The organism is Neorhizobium petrolearium (assembly GCF_029854435.1).
In the GTDB taxonomy this organism is placed as follows: Bacteria; Pseudomonadota; Alphaproteobacteria; order Rhizobiales; family Rhizobiaceae; genus Neorhizobium; species Neorhizobium petrolearium.
Genome location: NZ_CP123000.1, coordinates 951043 through 967268, shown reverse-complemented (window position 1 = coordinate 967268; position 16226 = coordinate 951043). Strand labels below are relative to the sequence as shown.

General features: G+C 61.4%; 15 protein-coding genes. 7 read left to right on the top strand and 8 right to left on the bottom strand.

What is annotated here, in order from left to right; all coding sequences use genetic code 11:
- Nucleotides 1-31: 31 nt before the first annotated feature.
- From lptF to QEO92_RS04995, 7 genes are all read left to right on the top strand, one after another.
- Complete coding sequence (lptF, locus tag QEO92_RS05025; protein ID WP_227702369.1) at nt 32-1204, top strand: LPS export ABC transporter permease LptF; 1173 nt, start codon at nt 32-34, stop codon at nt 1202-1204.
- Complete coding sequence (gene lptG, locus QEO92_RS05020; protein ID WP_037150549.1) at nt 1201-2289, top strand: LPS export ABC transporter permease LptG; 1089 nt, start codon at nt 1201-1203, stop codon at nt 2287-2289. The genes lptF and lptG overlap by 4 nt, the downstream gene beginning before the upstream one ends.
- On the top strand, nt 2289-4625 hold the full coding sequence (locus QEO92_RS05015) for an LPS-assembly protein LptD (protein ID WP_037150546.1): 2337 nt from the start codon (nt 2289-2291) through the stop codon (nt 4623-4625). Before lptG ends, QEO92_RS05015 begins: the two co-directional genes overlap by 1 nt.
- A 144-nt stretch (nt 4626-4769) precedes the next feature.
- Nucleotides 4770-5711: a SurA N-terminal domain-containing protein gene (locus tag QEO92_RS05010; RefSeq protein WP_152601115.1), complete on the top strand. Its 942-nt coding sequence runs from the start codon at nt 4770-4772 to the stop codon at nt 5709-5711.
- A 14-nt stretch (nt 5712-5725) separates the two neighbouring features.
- Complete coding sequence (gene pdxA, locus QEO92_RS05005; protein WP_037150544.1) at nt 5726-6751, top strand: 4-hydroxythreonine-4-phosphate dehydrogenase PdxA; 1026 nt, start codon at nt 5726-5728, stop codon at nt 6749-6751.
- Nucleotides 6751-7584: a 16S rRNA (adenine(1518)-N(6)/adenine(1519)-N(6))-dimethyltransferase RsmA gene (gene rsmA, locus QEO92_RS05000; RefSeq protein WP_227702368.1), complete on the top strand. Its 834-nt coding sequence runs from the start codon at nt 6751-6753 to the stop codon at nt 7582-7584. Before pdxA ends, rsmA begins: the two co-directional genes overlap by 1 nt.
- Before the next feature lie 160 nt (nt 7585-7744).
- The gene (locus QEO92_RS04995) at nt 7745-8365 is read left to right on the top strand and encodes a YdeI/OmpD-associated family protein (protein WP_227702367.1); all 621 of its coding nucleotides are present in this window, start codon (nt 7745-7747) and stop codon (nt 8363-8365) included.
- A 93-nt stretch (nt 8366-8458) separates the two neighbouring features.
- On the opposite strand, the gene QEO92_RS04990 is transcribed toward QEO92_RS04995, so the two are convergent.
- The 8 genes from QEO92_RS04990 to fabD form a co-directional block, all read right to left on the bottom strand.
- On the bottom strand, nt 8459-9301 hold the full coding sequence (locus tag QEO92_RS04990) for a DMT family transporter (RefSeq protein ID WP_265105776.1): 843 nt from the start codon (nt 9299-9301) through the stop codon (nt 8459-8461).
- Nucleotides 9302-9423: 122 nt separating this feature from the next.
- Nucleotides 9424-10104 carry a guanylate kinase gene (gene gmk / locus QEO92_RS04985; protein WP_037150532.1) on the bottom strand — a complete coding sequence of 227 codons (681 nt, stop codon included), beginning with the start codon at nt 10102-10104 and terminating at the stop codon, nt 9424-9426.
- 3 nt (nt 10105-10107) lie between these two features.
- Nucleotides 10108-10995 carry a YicC/YloC family endoribonuclease gene (locus QEO92_RS04980; protein ID WP_227702365.1) on the bottom strand — a complete coding sequence of 296 codons (888 nt, stop codon included), beginning with the start codon at nt 10993-10995 and terminating at the stop codon, nt 10108-10110.
- A 52-nt stretch (nt 10996-11047) separates the two neighbouring features.
- On the bottom strand, nt 11048-12244 hold the full coding sequence (gene mltG, locus QEO92_RS04975) for an endolytic transglycosylase MltG (RefSeq protein WP_227702364.1): 1197 nt from the start codon (nt 12242-12244) through the stop codon (nt 11048-11050).
- A 126-nt stretch (nt 12245-12370) separates the two neighbouring features.
- Nucleotides 12371-13633 (bottom strand): beta-ketoacyl-ACP synthase II, encoded by a 1263-nt coding sequence (gene fabF, locus QEO92_RS04970; RefSeq protein WP_227702363.1) that lies wholly within the window; start codon nt 13631-13633, stop codon nt 12371-12373.
- A 123-nt stretch (nt 13634-13756) separates the two neighbouring features.
- Nucleotides 13757-13993: an acyl carrier protein gene (locus QEO92_RS04965; protein ID WP_003502080.1), complete on the bottom strand. Its 237-nt coding sequence runs from the start codon at nt 13991-13993 to the stop codon at nt 13757-13759.
- A 287-nt stretch (nt 13994-14280) separates the two neighbouring features.
- Entirely contained in the window at nt 14281-15018 is a 738-nt protein-coding gene (gene fabG, locus QEO92_RS04960) for a 3-oxoacyl-[acyl-carrier-protein] reductase (RefSeq protein WP_037150525.1), read from the bottom strand.
- Between the two features lie 118 nt (nt 15019-15136).
- A complete protein-coding gene (fabD, locus tag QEO92_RS04955) occupies nt 15137-16093 on the bottom strand; it encodes an ACP S-malonyltransferase (RefSeq protein ID WP_037150522.1) in 957 nt (318 codons plus the stop codon).
- Nucleotides 16094-16226: the final 133 nt, after the last annotated feature.

The window sequence follows — 16226 nt, the reverse complement described above, 5'->3', positions numbered from 1 at the left end:
GGGTGGTGCAACGTAACATGTCTAGGCCTCGATGAAGCTTCTCGAACGCTACATACTGCGCCGGATTTTCCAGATGTTCCTGGTGACGCTCGTTCCCGTGCTCACCATCATCTGGACCATCCAGGTGCTCGGACGCATCAATCTGGTCACGGACACCGGCCAGTCGATGGGCTCGTTCGCGACGCTTGCCACCTATATCCTGCCGACCATCATTCCCGTCGTCGTGCCTTTCGCGCTCGTCATCGGCATCACCCAGACGCTGACGGCAATGAACAACGATTCGGAACTGCCGGTCATAGATGCGGCAGGAGCCTCTCGCGACATCATCTACCGGCCGGTGCTGATGCTCGGAATCGTGCTCAGCCTGTTCTCCTTCCTGGTGACGAACTTCGTCGAGCCGCCCTCGCGTGTGGCAGCCCGCCAGATGGTCGCTGCGGCTTACGCCGACCTGCTTTCGTCGGTTATCGAGGAAAAGACCTTCCGCAGCATCGAGGACGGGCTTTACGTCCAGATTTCGGAGCGCCATTCCGGCCGTGTTCTCAGGGGCCTGTTCGTGGTGGACTATCGCGACCCGAACTTCGACCTTATCTACTATGCCCGTGAAGGATCGATCGACGAAAACGGCACGACGCTCACCATGCGCGACGGCGAAGTGCATCGCAAATCCGCCGACGGGCGCGTTTCGATCATCAAATTCGTCTCCTATGCCTTCGATCTTTCGGCCATGGCGAAGTCGGAAGGCGGACTGCCGCAATATTCCGCCGATCGCAGCCTTGCCTTCCTGCTCAATCCGGATCCGAACGACCCGCTCTACCAGAAATCGCCCGCTTCCTTCCGTGGAGAGCTGCATCGCCGCCTCTCGGATTGGCTATACCCGATCACCTTCGCGCTTCTGTCGCTGGTCGCCGCGGGCAGCACGCGCTCGCACCGCCAGGCGCGGGTGCATCCGATGGTCCATGCGCTCTTCCTTGCCTTCTTCATCCGGTGGCTGGGTTTCTCCGCAACCAATTTCGTGGAGCGTCATCCGCTTTATGCTCCCCTTCCCTACATGGTTCCGCTGATCAGTTCCCTGATCGCCATCTACATGCTGGCCACCAACCGACAATTTGCGATTCCCGGCGTCCTCGCCCGTGGCATCTCGCACCTCACGGGCAACCTGCAACGCCGCTTCGCTTCCCGCACCTCGGATGGAGGCGCGGCATGATCTTCTCGACGCTCGGGCGGTATTTCTTCCGCCGCTATATCGCGACTGCGCTCTGGTTCCTGCTCGGCGTCAGCGCCATCATCTTCCTTGCGGATTTCAGCGAAACGAGCCGCCGCATGTCCGGCTTCGTAGGCTATACGGTCTACAGCGGCCTCCTGATGACCGCGATGCGCGTGCCGCTCATCCTGCAGCAGACCATCCCGACACTCAGCCTCTTCATCGGCATGACAGTGCTGATCGCGCTCAACCGGCGCTACGAACTGGTGGTGACCCGGGCGGCCGGCATCTCGGTCTGGCAGTTCATAGCGCCCTTCATCGCCGGCGCCTTCCTGATCGGCCTTGCCACGCTTCTCATCATCAATCCGCTCGCCGCCTGGGGCCAGCGCGAATCGATCTCGATGGAGGCGAGCTGGCGCGAGGCGAGCAACCGTTCCCGTGCCTCAAAATTCGTTCCGTGGATCCGCCAGATCAGCGGCGACGAGGATACGATCATCGGCGCCAAGAGCTATCAGGAGGAAGGAACGTTCCTCATCGACGTCGTCGTGTTCCACTTCGACAAGGATGGCCGCGTCATCATGCGGCAGGACGCCAAGACCGCAAAATTGGAAAATGGTTACTGGCTTCTTAACGACGTTCTGGAAAACCGGCCTGGAGAAATCCCCGCCCGTCGCGAGACTGCACAGGTTCGCACCAACTTGAGGCAGGAATATATCCAGGAGAGCCTGGCGCAGCCGGAAACCGTTGCGTTCTTTGATCTTTCCAGAAAAATCGAGGTGAGCAAATCCTTCGGCATATCCACCAAGGCGCTCGAGACGCAGTATCACTCCCTGCTCTCCATGCCGATCCTGCTCATGGCGATGACCCTCATTGCTGCAACAGTCTCATTAAAATTCAGCCGGTTCGCCCAGTCCCGCTCCATGATTCTGGGTGGAATAGTTTCCGGCTTCGTGCTTTATGTCGTAACCGTGCTTGTGAAGGCATTTGGGAGCAGCGGGGCGATTCCTCCCTTCGTGGCAGTCTGGGTTCCAGTCATCGTCGCGACGGCGTTGGGGATGACTATTCTGCTTCACCAGGAGGATGGCTAGTGGCGGCAAGTGACCGCAAAAACATAAGACGGCTCGCCGCCGCCCTGCTGACAGGTGTGTCTTTATGCGTTCTCGGCGTATCGGCAACGACTGTGCATGCACAGAGTCTGGTTCCTGCGCCCGCGGATGACGCCAAGCTTCTCCTGCGTGCCAATGAACTCATCTACAATCAGGATGCCCAGCAGGTCACCGCCTCCGGTGGCGTGCAGATGTATTACAACCGTTACCGCATGGTGGCGCAGCGCGTTCAGTACGACCAGAAGACCGGCCGCGTCATGGCGACCGGCAATATCGAGCTGGTCGAGCCCGGCGGAAACCGCGTCTATGCGGACGCGCTCGATGTGACGGACGATTTCGGCGAAGGCTTCATCAATGCGCTCCGCGTCGAGACGACCGACAATACCCGTCTTGCGGCCGAAAGCGCCGAACGCCAGCCCGGCGACCTGATGGTCTTGAACAATTCGGTCTATACCGCGTGCCTTCCCTGTACCCGGACGCCCGGCAAGGCGCCGCTCTGGCAGGTCAAGGCCGAACGGGTCGTCCGCAACGGCCAGACCCACACGATTCGCCTCGAGAACGCACAGTTCGAACTTTTTGGTTTGCCGATCGGCAGGTTGCCCTTCGCCATCGAGGTGCCGGACGAAACGGTCGAGCGCAAGTCCGGCCTCCTCTTCCCGCAGTTTTCTGCGAGCGACAATCTCGGCTTCGGCGTGACGGTGCCTTACTATCACGTCTTTTCGCCGAGCATGGACGCCACACTCAGCCCGACCTACTATTCCAACCAGGGCTTGCTGCTCCAGGGTGAGATCCGCAACAAGTTCGAGAGCGGCGACCATACTTTCCGCTTCGCCGGAATCCATCAGCAGAATCCGGACGCCTTCGACCTCGGCAGCAGCGACGCACAGGCGGAAAACCGTTTCATGGCCGCCTCGAAAGGCGAGTTCCAGATCAATCCCCGCTGGACCTTCGGCTGGGATGTCATGGTCCAGAGCGACAACAATTTTTCGCGTACCTATGATCTTACGGGTGTCAAGGCCGACACGTTCACCAACGACGTCTACCTGACGGGACTCGGTACCCGGAACTATTTCGACCTGCACGCCTATTACTTCGACGTGCAGGACGACGCATCGCTCAGTACGGTCGAACAACAGCAGGCGATCGTCTACCCGTCGCTCGACTACAGCTATTACGCTCCGGAACCGATCCTGGGCGGCGAGTTCTCCATCACCGCCAACCTCACCAATCTGTCACGCCGCGAAGACGATTGGTATACCGAAGGCACGACCGACCGCTTTCCGGGCCTCGAAGGCAGCTACAGCCGCTTCACCGTCGAGACCGAATGGAAGCGCACCTTCAACACGTTCAACGGCCTCCTGCTGACGCCGATCCTGGCCGCGCGGGCAGACGGACTGCGCCACACCGCATCGAACGTTCCGGGCGGCATCTATCTCGGCGACCTCGAGTCGGAAGGTAGCGATGGCCGTTACATGGTCACTGCCGGCCTCGAAGCCCGCTATCCGATCCTGATGACCTACGGCGAGAGCAGCCATATCATCGAACCGATCGCGCAGATTTTCGTGCGCCCCGACGAACAGATGGCCGGCGGCCTGCCGAATGAGGATGCCCAGAGCTTCGTCTTCGACGCGACCACCCTCTTCGAACGCGACAAGTTCTCCGGCTTCGATCGGATCGAAGGCGGCACGCGCGCCAATGTCGGCATTCGTTACACCGGGTTGTTTGCGAACGGCATCGGCGTGAGAAGCATTTTCGGTCAATCCTATCATCTCGGCGGACAGAATTCCTTTGCCACCGAGGACCTCGTGCACGCGGGCGCCAATTCCGGTCTGGAGACCGACGTTTCCGACTATGTTGCCATGGCAGCCGTCGACCTGCCGCAGGGCTTCACGATCGGCGTCAACACCCGGTTCGACGAGAAGACCTTCGCAGTCAAACGCACCGATGCTTCGCTCAGCTACACAATGCCTCGCCTGCAGGGGACGCTCGTCTACACGCAGGTCGATCCGCAGCCGGAATACGGTTCCGACGAAGCGAACGACGTGCTCAAGCAGTCGATGAGATTCCGCATCAACGAGAATTGGGCGATCGCCGGCACGGCGACCTGGGATCTCGCCGACAAGGAGATCATCAAGCGCGGGATAGGCGTCAGCTATGCGGACGAGTGCACGATCTTCACGCTCGCCTATACGGACAAGCCGTCGGACACGGCGGCCAACGACTGGACCGTCAGCGCCCGCCTCAGCTTCCGCACGCTTGGCGACATCAATATCGGCTCGAACACTGCCGATTACGACCAGGATTACCAGTACCAGTAACCCGTCGTGAATACGAAAACCCCGGGTCCGGACTGATCGGCGTCATTGTTTCGCCGCAAGAATTGTGCAAGCGGGCGCAAATATAGTATGAGAACGAGGCCGGTCGGGCAGAGTGCCGACCGGGGCGGGAAAGGAATTGGTATCATGTTTGCAATGACCGCAACGCGCAGGCTGGCGCTGGCCGTGGCCGTACTGGCCGCCTCCGTCGTCGTTCAGCCGGTCGTCCAACAGGCCCAGGCCGCCAGCGAGATTGCAGCGGTCGTCAATAGAACGCCGATCACCAGCACCGATGTCGCTCGCCGCGCAGCCTTCCTTCGGCTGCAGCGCCAGAAGGCCGACACCAAGACGGCCCGGGAGGCGATGGTCGAGGAAATCCTGAAGCGCCAGGAGGTCGCCCGGATGAGAATGTCGGTCAGCACCGACGACGTCGACAAGGCCTTCGAGCGCTTCGCCGCCAGCAACAAGATGAACGCGCAACAGATGGGCCAGATCCTTGATCGGGCCGGCGTCGGGGTGGAGCATTTCAAGAACTACATCGCCGTGCAGATGAGCTGGCCGCGCCTTGTCAACGCCCGCTATGGCAGCGGCCGCGGCCGCATGTCGAGCCAGGAACTCGTCACACGCATGATGGAGAACAAGGAAAAGCCGGTGACGACGGAATATTTCCTGAAGCAGATCATCTTCGTCGTGCCGCCGGCCAAGCGCAATGCCATCCTCGGCAAACGCCAGAAGGAAGCCAACGCCTCCCGCTCCAAGTTCCCGGGCTGTGAACAGTCCAAGCAGTTCGCAGCAACGATGCTGGACGTTTCCGTTCGCGATCTCGGCCGCATCCTCGCCCCCGAACTTCCGGCGGAATGGAAGCCGCTGGTCGAGAAGGCTTCCGGCGGAACCACGGCCACTCGCGTCACCGAGCGCGGTGTCGAGTTCCTCGCCATCTGCAACCAGCGCCAGGTTTCCGACGACTTCGCGGCTGAAGTGGTCTTCAGAGCCGAAGACCTCACCAAGGCGCAGAAGGAAGGGCAGAACCCCAACGACAAGAAGTATCTCGACGAACTGCGCGGCAAGGCGCAGATCGAATACCGCTGACAACCGGAGTGCCCATGCCGCTTGATCGTCCGCTCGACCGCCCTTTGGCGCTGACCCAGGGCGATCCTGCCGGCATCGGCCCCGACATCACGCTTGCCGCCTGGGTTTCGCGCGAACGGCACAGCCTGCCGCCATTCCTTTTCCTCGGCGATCCGGCGGTCCTGAAATCGCGCGCCGCGCTGCTTGGCCTCGACGTGCCGATCCGGGAAGCGGATACCGAGAGAGCCATCTCCATCTTTCAGGATGCGCTCCCCGTCCTGCCCATCCCGGCCGGCGCGGAGGTTGCAGCCGGCGAACCGCATGTGGCGACTGCAAAAGGCACGATCGACGCGATCGAAAAGGCGGTATCCCTCTGCTTCGAAGGCAAGGCTGCCGGCACCGTCACCAATCCGATCGCCAAGTCGATCCTCTATCAGGCAGGGTTCGGTTTCCCGGGACACACGGAGTTCCTGGCCGATCTTGCCGAAAAAGCGACCGGTAAAAAAACGATGCCGGTGATGATGCTGGCCGGGCCGAAGCTCAGGGCCATTCCAGTCACGATCCACATCCCGATCAAGGACGTGCCGACGGTGCTCACCCAGACGCTGATCGAAGAGACCTGCCGGATCGCCGATCACGATCTCAGGACACGCTTCGGCATAGAGAGGCCGCGGCTTGCCGTCGCGGGGCTCAACCCGCATGCGGGCGAGGACGGAGCGATCGGGCGCGAGGACCAGGAGGTCATCCATCCGGCGGTCTTCAAGCTGCGCGCCGAGGGCATCCACGTCTTCGGGCCGCTGCCGGCCGACACCATGTTCCACGACGAGGCGCGCGCCCGTTACGACGTGGCGATCTGCATGTATCACGACCAGGCGCTCATCCCGGCCAAGGCGCTCGGCTTCGACACGTCCGTCAACGTGACGCTCGGACTGCCCTTCATCCGCACCTCACCGGATCACGGCACCGCCTTCGGCATTGCCGGCCAGGGCATTGCCCGCGAGACCAGCCTTGTCGAGGCGCTCAAGCTCGCCGGTGATCTCGCTTCGAAAGCCTCCGCCTGATGGCTACACTCGATGGCCTGCCGCCGCTGCGTGACGTCATCCAGCGTTACGGGCTCGACGCCAGGAAGGCGCTCGGCCAGAATTTTCTGTTCGACCTCAACCTCACCCAGAAGATCGCCCGCAGCGCCGGACCGCTCGACGGCGTCACCGTCTTCGAGGTCGGCCCCGGCCCCGGCGGGCTGACCCGCGCGATCCTGTCGCTCGGCGCGAAGAAGGTCATCGCGATCGAGCGTGACAGCCGCTGTCTGCCGGCACTCGCCGAGATCGGCGACCACTATCCCGGCCGGCTGGAGGTCATCGAAGGCGACGCGCTGAAGACCGATTTCGCGGCGCTCGCGCCCGAAGGGCCGGTGAAGATCATCGCCAACCTGCCCTACAATGTCGGCACACAGCTTCTCCTCAACTGGCTGCTTCCGGAAAACGGGCAATGGCCGCCCTTCTGGGAAAGTCTGACGCTGATGTTCCAGAGGGAAGTGGGGCTCAGGATCGTCGCCGACGAGGACGACGACCACTACGGTCGCCTCGGCGTGCTCGCCGGCTGGCGGACGGAGGCGCGCATGGTCTTCGACGTGCCGCCGCAGGCATTTAGCCCGCCACCGAAGGTGACATCGACCGTCGTACATCTGACGCCAAGGCAGAATCCTCTGCCCTGCGACGTGGGCAAGCTGGAACGGGTGACGCAAGCCGCCTTCGGCCAGCGGCGGAAAATGCTGCGCCAGAGCCTTAAACCGCTCGGCGGCGAGTCCCTGCTCGTCAAGGCGGGCATCGACCCGTCGAGACGGGCGGAAACATTATCCGTGGAAGAGTTCGTGCGGCTGGCGAATTGCCTCTGAGGCCACGACTTCGTAGCTTACCGCCAAGCCACCCGCCAGCGGCGGATGGCTTCGGCGTGTCACGGAGTTCGCCGGTATTCCGCTTCCGGCCAGCAGGCTAACGCATCGGCTTGAGATGCTTGAAGCGGCCAAAGTTACGAAGGGATATTGGGCAAGGGAAATGATCACTGAAATCGAAGACTTCTTTACGAAGGGATGCGGACGCTGCGAACGCTTTGCGACACCGGATTGCTCGACGCGGCAATGGGCCCATGGACTGAGTGAACTTCGCCGGATCTGTCTCAGTTCAGGCCTCGTCGAGACGGTGAAATGGGGGCATCCGTGTTACATGCATGAAGGTCGCAATATCGTGATCTTCGGTGCCTTCCGCGGCGATTTTCGCCTCAGTTTCTTTAACGCAGCGCTGATGAAAGACCCCGAAGGCGTGCTTGAAAAACAGGGGCCGAATACCCGGCACCCCGACATGATCCGCTTTGTCGACAACGCACAGGTGGCGAAGATGGAGCCGGTCATCCTGTCCTATCTGAACGAGGCGATGGGCTATGCGGAGGCGGGCATCAAACCGCCAAAAGAACAAGGCGATATCGAACTGCCTGACGAACTGGTCGAGGCTCTGGATTCCGATCCCGAACTTGCAGAGGCCTTTCACAACCTGACGCCGGGGCGGCAGAAAAGCTATGCGATCAATCTCAGCTCGGTGAAGAAGTCCGAAACGCGAATTTCGCGCATTGCCAAATTCCGCAATCACATCCTTGCAGGAAAGGGTGCGATGGAGCGGTGAGCCGAAATTTCCAATGGCGGCAAGCAAGCCGCGCGGCCGGTCAATCCGCCGGCCAGCCTCCTGCCTCCGGGGGATACAGGCAGGCGATGTGTTTCAGGTCGGCGTGGCCTGTATCCGGTTTGCGTTCGGTCTGCGCAGGTTGAAAAGGTTGCCGGCAAGAATCAATCCAGCACCGATTGCGGTAAGGCCGTCGATCGCCTCGGCATACAACAGATAGCCCAATAGCGCCGACAACGGCACACGCAGATAATCCATCGGCATCGCCACTGTCGCTTCAGCGTGGGTCAATGCTTTGGCCATGCAAAAATGCGCGAACGTACCTGAAAACGCTATCAGAAAGATCCACGGCCAGATTGCTGCGGATGGCCATACCCAGACTTCCAGTGCCGGGATAAATCCGACGACTGATTGAATGATGAGCATCCAGAAGATGATCTTCGTTGGGCTGTCCGAAAGCGTCAGGATCTTGGTGGCAATGAAGGATATCGCGAATACAAAGGCTGCTCCCAGCACGATCAGATGGCCTGGGTTGAGCGGTGCAGCACCCGGTCGCACGATCAATACGACGCCACCCAGCCCAAACAGAATAGCGACGCCCTTGCGCCAGGTCAGCTTCTCGCCAAGGAACGCTGCAGCCATCAAAGCCGCCCAGATCGGCGCGGTAAACTCAATGGCGATGACTTGCGCCATCGGGATCATTGTCAACCCCATCAGCCACGCGAATTGGCCGATGTAGTGGGCAACGTTGCGGCCAATATGACTTGGCAGAATGCTGGTTCGCATGGCCCTGAAGCCACCTTCGCGATAGACGAGCGGCAACAGCATGAAAAAGGCGATGATGGAGCGCATCTCCATGACCTGGAAAACATCGACTTCACGCGTTATGGCACGACCCGAAACGGCCATGAGCAGAAGTAGTGCGATGGAGGCCATCATCCATGCGGCCGCCTTCATGGTTGAAGGACTATTTTCCACGTATGATCTTCTTTCTGGCGCGCATCATGGGCGACGGCAGCCAGCCCTCAATCAAGACCCGGCAAGCCCTGGCGGCGACAATCTCATAACTCCGGTTCTTCCATTAAAAGCCCCTGCACGAAGTCGAACAGGCCATGGCGGCGGTCGCGGCGGATGCGTTCGGCACCGATGATGTTGCTCACCGCGTGGAAGGCATTGTCGAGATCGTCATTGACGATGACGTAATCGTATTCCCGCCAGTGCTCGATCTCGGCGCGCGAATTCAGGAGCCGCGTGCGGATCACCTCCTCGGTGTCTTCGGCGCGGCGGTGCAGGCGCGACTGCAACTCCGTCATGGTCGGCGGCAGCACGAAGATCGATACGACATCCGCTTTCATCTTCTCCTGGAGCTGGCGTGCTCCCTGCCAATCGATGTCGAACAGCATGTCGCGGCCTTCCGCCATGGCGGCCTCGACCGGCTCTCGCGGCGTGCCATAAAAATTGCCGTGCACCTCGGCCCATTCGAGCAGCGCATCGGAATCCCTCAACCGCTCGAACTCCCGGGTGCTGATAAAGTGGTAATGCTTGCCGGCGATCTCGCTCGGGCGGCGCTGGCGCGTCGTGACGCTGACGGAAATGCCGAGAGTCGAGTCGGATTCGAGCAGGTTGCGGGCAATCGTCGACTTGCCGGCGCCGGAGGGCGACGAAAGGACGAGCATCAGCCCGCGCCGGGCGATCTTCACGGGCGAGGATGGCTTGCCCTTGGACGACGGTGCCGGGCTCATGGCCTACTCCAGATTCTGGACCTGTTCACGGAACTGGTCGATGACGACTTTCAACTCGATACCGGCTGCGGTTACAGCAGCAGAATTCGATTTGGAACAGATCGTATTCGATTCCCGGTTAAATTCCTGTGCAAGAAAATCGAGCCTGCGCCCCACCGGCCCGCCCTTGTCGATGAGTTCGCCGGCCGCGGCGACATGCGCCTTCAGCCGGTCGATTTCCTCACGCAGATCTGCCTTGGTAGCGAGAAGAGCCGCTTCCGCATGCAGCCGGTCGCGGTCGAGCGTCGGCGCCTCCTGCAGAAGTGCCGAAAGCTGCGTGGAAAGCCGCTTGGCGATCTCTTCCGGCGTGCGGGAAGGATCGGCTTCCACGGCCCTGGTCAGTTCCGCAATCCGGGCGACATGTCCCTTCAGCACGTCGGCGAGGACCGCCCCTTCCCCCCCGCGCATGCGCGCAAGACGACCGATCGCCTCGTCGAGGCCGGCGAGGATCGCGGCGTCACGGGCAGCAAGTGCCTCCTCACCCTCTTCCGGCTCCCTGATGTCGACTAGCCCGCGGATGCCGAGCAGCGTGTCGAGTTTCAAGGGCGACGGATCGATGAGATCGCCGAGTTCCTCGCGCAATGCCAGCACTGCCGCCAATGCATCGCGGTTCAGCGCCGCCTCCAGCTGGGTTTCGGCGATGGTCAGGTTGAGGGACGCCTGCAGATTGCCGCGGGAGAATTTTTCCGAGATCAGCCGGCGCACCTCCGGCTCCAGCCGTTCGAGGCCCGGCGGCAGGCGGAGCCGGATATCCAGGCCTTTGCCATTCACGGAGCGCAGTTCCCATGCAAAGCGGTTGCGCCCGCTCGATCCTTCGCTGCGAGCAAACCCAGTCATGGACTGCAAGGTCATTGACGTCTCCAGATAATGCTCAGGCCACGATCTGCGGCCTGAAAACAAGCGGTCAGTTGCTCTTCGGCGGCTTTTCCGCTTCCTCGCCGTCCGGCTGGCCGTCCACGGCGATGTCGGGGTTGGCCGCGCGCTCGGCTTCCACCTTTCGCCAACGACGGACATTGGCATTGTGTTCCTCCAGCGTCGCAGCGAAGACATGGCCGCCGGTGCCGTCGGCTACGAAATAAAGGTCGTTGGTGCGCCAGGGGTTGGCGACTGCTTCCAACGCAGCACGGCCGGGATTGGAAATCGGCGTCGGCGGAAGGCCCTTGATCTGGTAGGTATTATAGGGCGTCGGCTTGGCGAGGTCCGACTTGAAGATCGGCCGGTCGGACGGCTTCCCTTCGCCGCCGAAAAGTCCGTAGACGATGGTCGGGTCCGATTGCAGGCGCATGCCCTTCTGCAGCCGATTGATGAAAACGGATGCGACATGAGCGCGCTCGTCTTCCTTGCCCGTCTCCTTCTCGACGATCGAGGCGAGCACGACGAACTCTTCTTTCGTCTTGATCGGCAGGTCCAGATCGCGCTTTTCCCAGATCTGGTCGATCATCTTCTCTTGCGCCACGCGCATCTGCTGGATGATATCGGCCCGCTTGCTGCCGCGCGAGAACTTGTAGGTATCGGGGCGCAGGCTGCCCTCCGGCGGCAGTTCGGCCGGCAGATCGCCTTCCAGCACCGGATCTTCCGCCAGCCGCAGCATCATCTGCCGGACCGTCAGGCCCTCCGGCAGCACGACGGAATAAAGGATCGACTTGCCCGATTCCAGGACGCCCATGATGTCCTTCATGGACGCATGCGCCTTGATCTCGTATTCGCCTGCCTTCAGCGTCTCGCCACTGCGCAGATAGGTGGCCGTTACGTAGCGGAAGATGCGGGCATCGGAGACGATGCCGTTGCGCTCGAGATTGGTGGCGATCTCGGCCAAACCTGCGCCGGGACGAACCATGAAATGCGTGTTCGCCTCCAGCGGGCCGGGCTCCTGGAAGGCCGAAATCATGTAGTAGAAGCCGGCGACTGCAGCCACGCAGATGACCACCACCATCGTCATCACGAAATTCAAAAAAATGACGAGCTGGCTGCGCGCCTTCTTGGACCGGCGCGGCGGCTCGGGCACGCGCTCCGGCTTCAGGGCTTCATTCGGCGATTTCGGAATGATCGGCCCCCTGCCATTGCCGGGAGGCTGTTCATTGACATGATTCGTATCGCTCAACCGCGCCCCCCAAGAGACTCAAACACGTTCGACCGCTGTTTGGCCAAGCAATGCGGCAAAAAACAGGTCCAGAAGATGATACGAGCCGGACCCGAAAGTCCAGCCGCATTAAAAGCAGCGCTTCGACTACGCGTCGTAACGGCGCAGCACGAGGGAGGCGTTCGTGCCACCAAAGCCGAAGGAATTCGACAGCGCCACATTGATCTCGCGCTTGCGCGCCTTGTGCGGCACGAGGTCGATCGCCGTCTCGACATCGGGATTGTCGAGGTTGAGCGTCGGCGGCGCGATATTGTCGCGGATCGCCAGCGTCGAGAAGATCGCCTCGACGGCGCCGGCAGCCCCCAGAAGGTGGCCGATCGCCGATTTCGTGGATGACATGGAGATCTTCGACGCCGCATTGCCGACGAGCCGCTCGACCGCGCCAAGCTCGATCGTGTCGGCCATGGTCGACGTGCCGTGGGCATTGATGTAATCCACGTCCGATGCCGAAATACCGGCCCGCTTCAGGGCCGAGGTCATGCAGCGATAGGCCCCGTCGCCGTCTTCCGACGGCGCGGTGATATGGAAAGCGTCGCCGGAAAGCCCGTAACCGACGATTTCGGCATAGATCTTGGCGCCGCGCGCCTTGGCATGTTCCAGCTCTTCCAGGACGACGATGCCGGCGCCCTCGCCCATGACGAACCCGTCACGGTCACGATCATAAGGGCGCGAGGCCTTCTCAGGATCGTCGTTATGCTGGGTGGACAGCGCCTTGCAGGCCGCGAAACCCGCGAGCGAAATGCGGCAGATCGGTGATTCCGCGCCGCCTGCGACCATCACGTCGGCATCGCCGAGCATGATCAGCCGGGCCGCGTCGCCGATCGCATGTGCGCCGGTCGAACAGGCCGTGACGACGGCATGGTTCGGGCCGCGCAGCTTGTGGCGGATCGACACCTGGCCGGAGACGAGGTTGATCAGGCGGCCGGGGATGAAGAAGGGCGAAATACGGCGCGGGCCCTTGTCGCGCAGCGTGTAGCCGGCTTCCACGATGCCTTCGAGGCCGCCGATGCCGGAACCGATCAACACGCCCGTGGCGATCTGATCTTCGTCCGTCTGAGGATGCCAGCCGGCATCTTTGAGCGCCATGTCGGCGGCAGCCATGCCGTAAATGATGAAGGGATCGACCTTGCGCTGTTCCTTCGGCTCCATCCAGTCGTCGGGATTGAAGGTGCCATCGGAGCCATCACCTGTCGGAATACGACAAGCGACCTTGGCGGGAAGATCCTCGACTTCGAACTCGGTCACGAGACGGGCAGCGTTCTGGCTGGCAAGCAACCGCTGCCAGCTCACTTCCGTTCCGCACCCAAGAGGAGATACCATGCCGGTACCGGTGATAACGACACGTCTCATCGCCAGCGTTCCACCCTGAATTTTCATGTTCCAGGGGCAAGCCCCCAGTTGCTGAAACGGCCCGTGCGAGCGGGCCGTTGTCGGGATTTGCCTTGCGGCTTTATCCCTAGTCTATCGGATCGATCAGGCCTGGGCCTTCTCGATGAACTTCACGGCATCGCCGACGGTCAGAATGGAATCAGCAGCGTCATCCGGGATTTCGACGCCGAATTCTTCCTCGAAAGCCATGACCAGTTCGACGGTGTCGAGCGAGTCTGCGCCAAGATCGTCGATGAAGCTTGCGCCTTCAACAACCTTGTCGGCATCGACGCCGAGATGGTCAATAACAATTTTCTTCACGCGTTCTGCGATATCGCTCATGTCGGTTTCCTCGACCTTTGTCTTATCGGATGCCCGCTTGGCATCCGCATCCTGTTAAAGCCTGCAATCGCCGCCTTCGCAAGGCCGATGCCGGCAAACCTGTTCGCCCCTCGTCAGGCTCCAATCATGTCTTGCTCACGCAATATGAAGGCCTGCATTTCAGGGTGACTTCTCACAGTCATGGCCCGCTTAACACGGTTTGACTGTTCCGCAAAGCCAGAATTTGTTCCATTCCACCGCCGCCAACAACCGATTGCAACGGAATTTTGGAACCTTCCCGGCTCGGCTCAGATCATCGCCATGCCGCCGTTGACATGGATCGTCTGGCCCGTGACGTAACCCGCCTCGTCGGAAGCGAGATAAAGCACCGCCGCGGCGATGTCCGAACCCGCACCCATGCGCTTCATCGGGATCGCGCCGAGGATCGCTTCCTTCTGCTTGTCGTTGAGCTTGCCGGTCATGGCGCTCTCGATGAAGCCCGGTGCGACGCAGTTGACAGTCACGTTGCGGGTGGCGATCTCCTGTGCCAGCGATTTGGAAAAGCCGATCATGCCGGCCTTGGAGGCGCAGTAGTTCGCCTGGCCCGGATTGCCGGTAACGCCGACGACGGAGGTGATGTTGATGATGCGGCCATGGCGGCGGCGCATCATCGGATGGGTGAGTTCGCGGGTCAGGCGGAAGACCGCCGTCAGGTTCACCTCGAGTACCGAATCCCAATCCTCGTCGCTCATCCGCACGAAGAGGCCGTCCTTGGTGATACCGGCATTGTTGACGAGAATGTCGACCCCGCCGAGTTCGGCTTCGGCCTTCTCGCCGAGCGCCTTTACCTCGGCGCGGTCGGAAAGGTTGGCCGGGAAAATCTTGACGCGGTCACCGAGTTCGGCGGCCAGCGCCTCCAGCTTTTCGACACGCGTGCCGTGCAGGCCGACCACGGCGCCCTGCTTGTGCAGCATGCGGGCGATCTCTTCGCCGAGGCCGCCGGTTGCGCCCGTCACCAATGCCTTGCGGCCGGTCAAATCAAACATGGTGGTGTTCCTCTTTTTTGGAGCGAATAGCCAGTAGCGAATAGCGAATAGTTTTTCATCGCATCATCGCCATCTCTTTACTATTCGCCACTCCCTATTCGTTATTCGCTTTTCCCAATCAGCCGAGGATAGCGGCGAGCGCCGCGTCGATATCGGCTGGCGTATTGATGGCAATGCCGGAAATATTCTTGTCGATGCGGCGGGCAAGGCCGGTCAGCACTTTTCCCGAACCGATCTCGTAAAGCGTCGTGACACCATTGGCGGAGAACCACTCCACCGTCTCGCGCCAGCGCACCTGGCCGGTCACCTGGGTGACGAGCAGCTTGGCGATCTCGTCTGCATCGTAGACGGGTGCCGCGCGGACATTGGCGACGACCGGTACGACCGGGTTCTTCTTTTCCACCCTGTCCAGCGCATGGCGCATGGCATCGGCGGCCGGTGCCATCAGGTCGCTGTGGAACGGCGCGGAGACCGGCAGCATGATGGCGCGCTTGGCACCCTTTTCGGTCGCGAGCGCCGCCGCCTTCTCGACGGCCGCCTTCGAACCGGAAATCACGAGCTGACCGCCGCCGTTGTCGTTGGCGATCTGGCAGACCCCGGCATCACGCGCATCGGCGCAGGCGGCTTCCACATCGCCATGCTCCAGACCAAGGATTGCCGCCATGGCGCCCTGCCCTACCGGCACCGCCGTCTGCATGGCGTCGCCACGGATGCGGAGCAGCCTGGCGGTATCGGCAAGCGAGAAGGTGCCCGCCGCGCAGAGCGCGGAATATTCGCCGAGCGAATGGCCGGCCACATAGGCGACCTTTTCGACAAGGTTCAACCCACGCGCTTCCATGACGCGGATCGCAGCCATCGAAACGGCCATCAGCGCCGGCTGCGCGTTGGCCGTCAGCGTCAGCGTCTCTTCCGGCCCGTTCCACATGATATCGGAGAGCTTCTGGCCGAGCGCATCGTCGACCACCTGGAAAACCGCGCGGGCTTCGGGATAAGCGTCCGCCAACTCCTTGCCCATGCCGACGGACTGGCTGCCCTGACCGGGGAATGTGAATGCGATGCTCGCTGAAGTGCCCATGGGGATGATTTCCTTCCCTTATGTTTGCCTCTCCATTCACATTTGGGCTTCCTGAGTCAAGGGCAAGGCCAATCTCGAAGGTTCCCGAGGCCCGGTTGTCCCCCTTGCGCTATGTCAAATCCCGCTTAAAGTC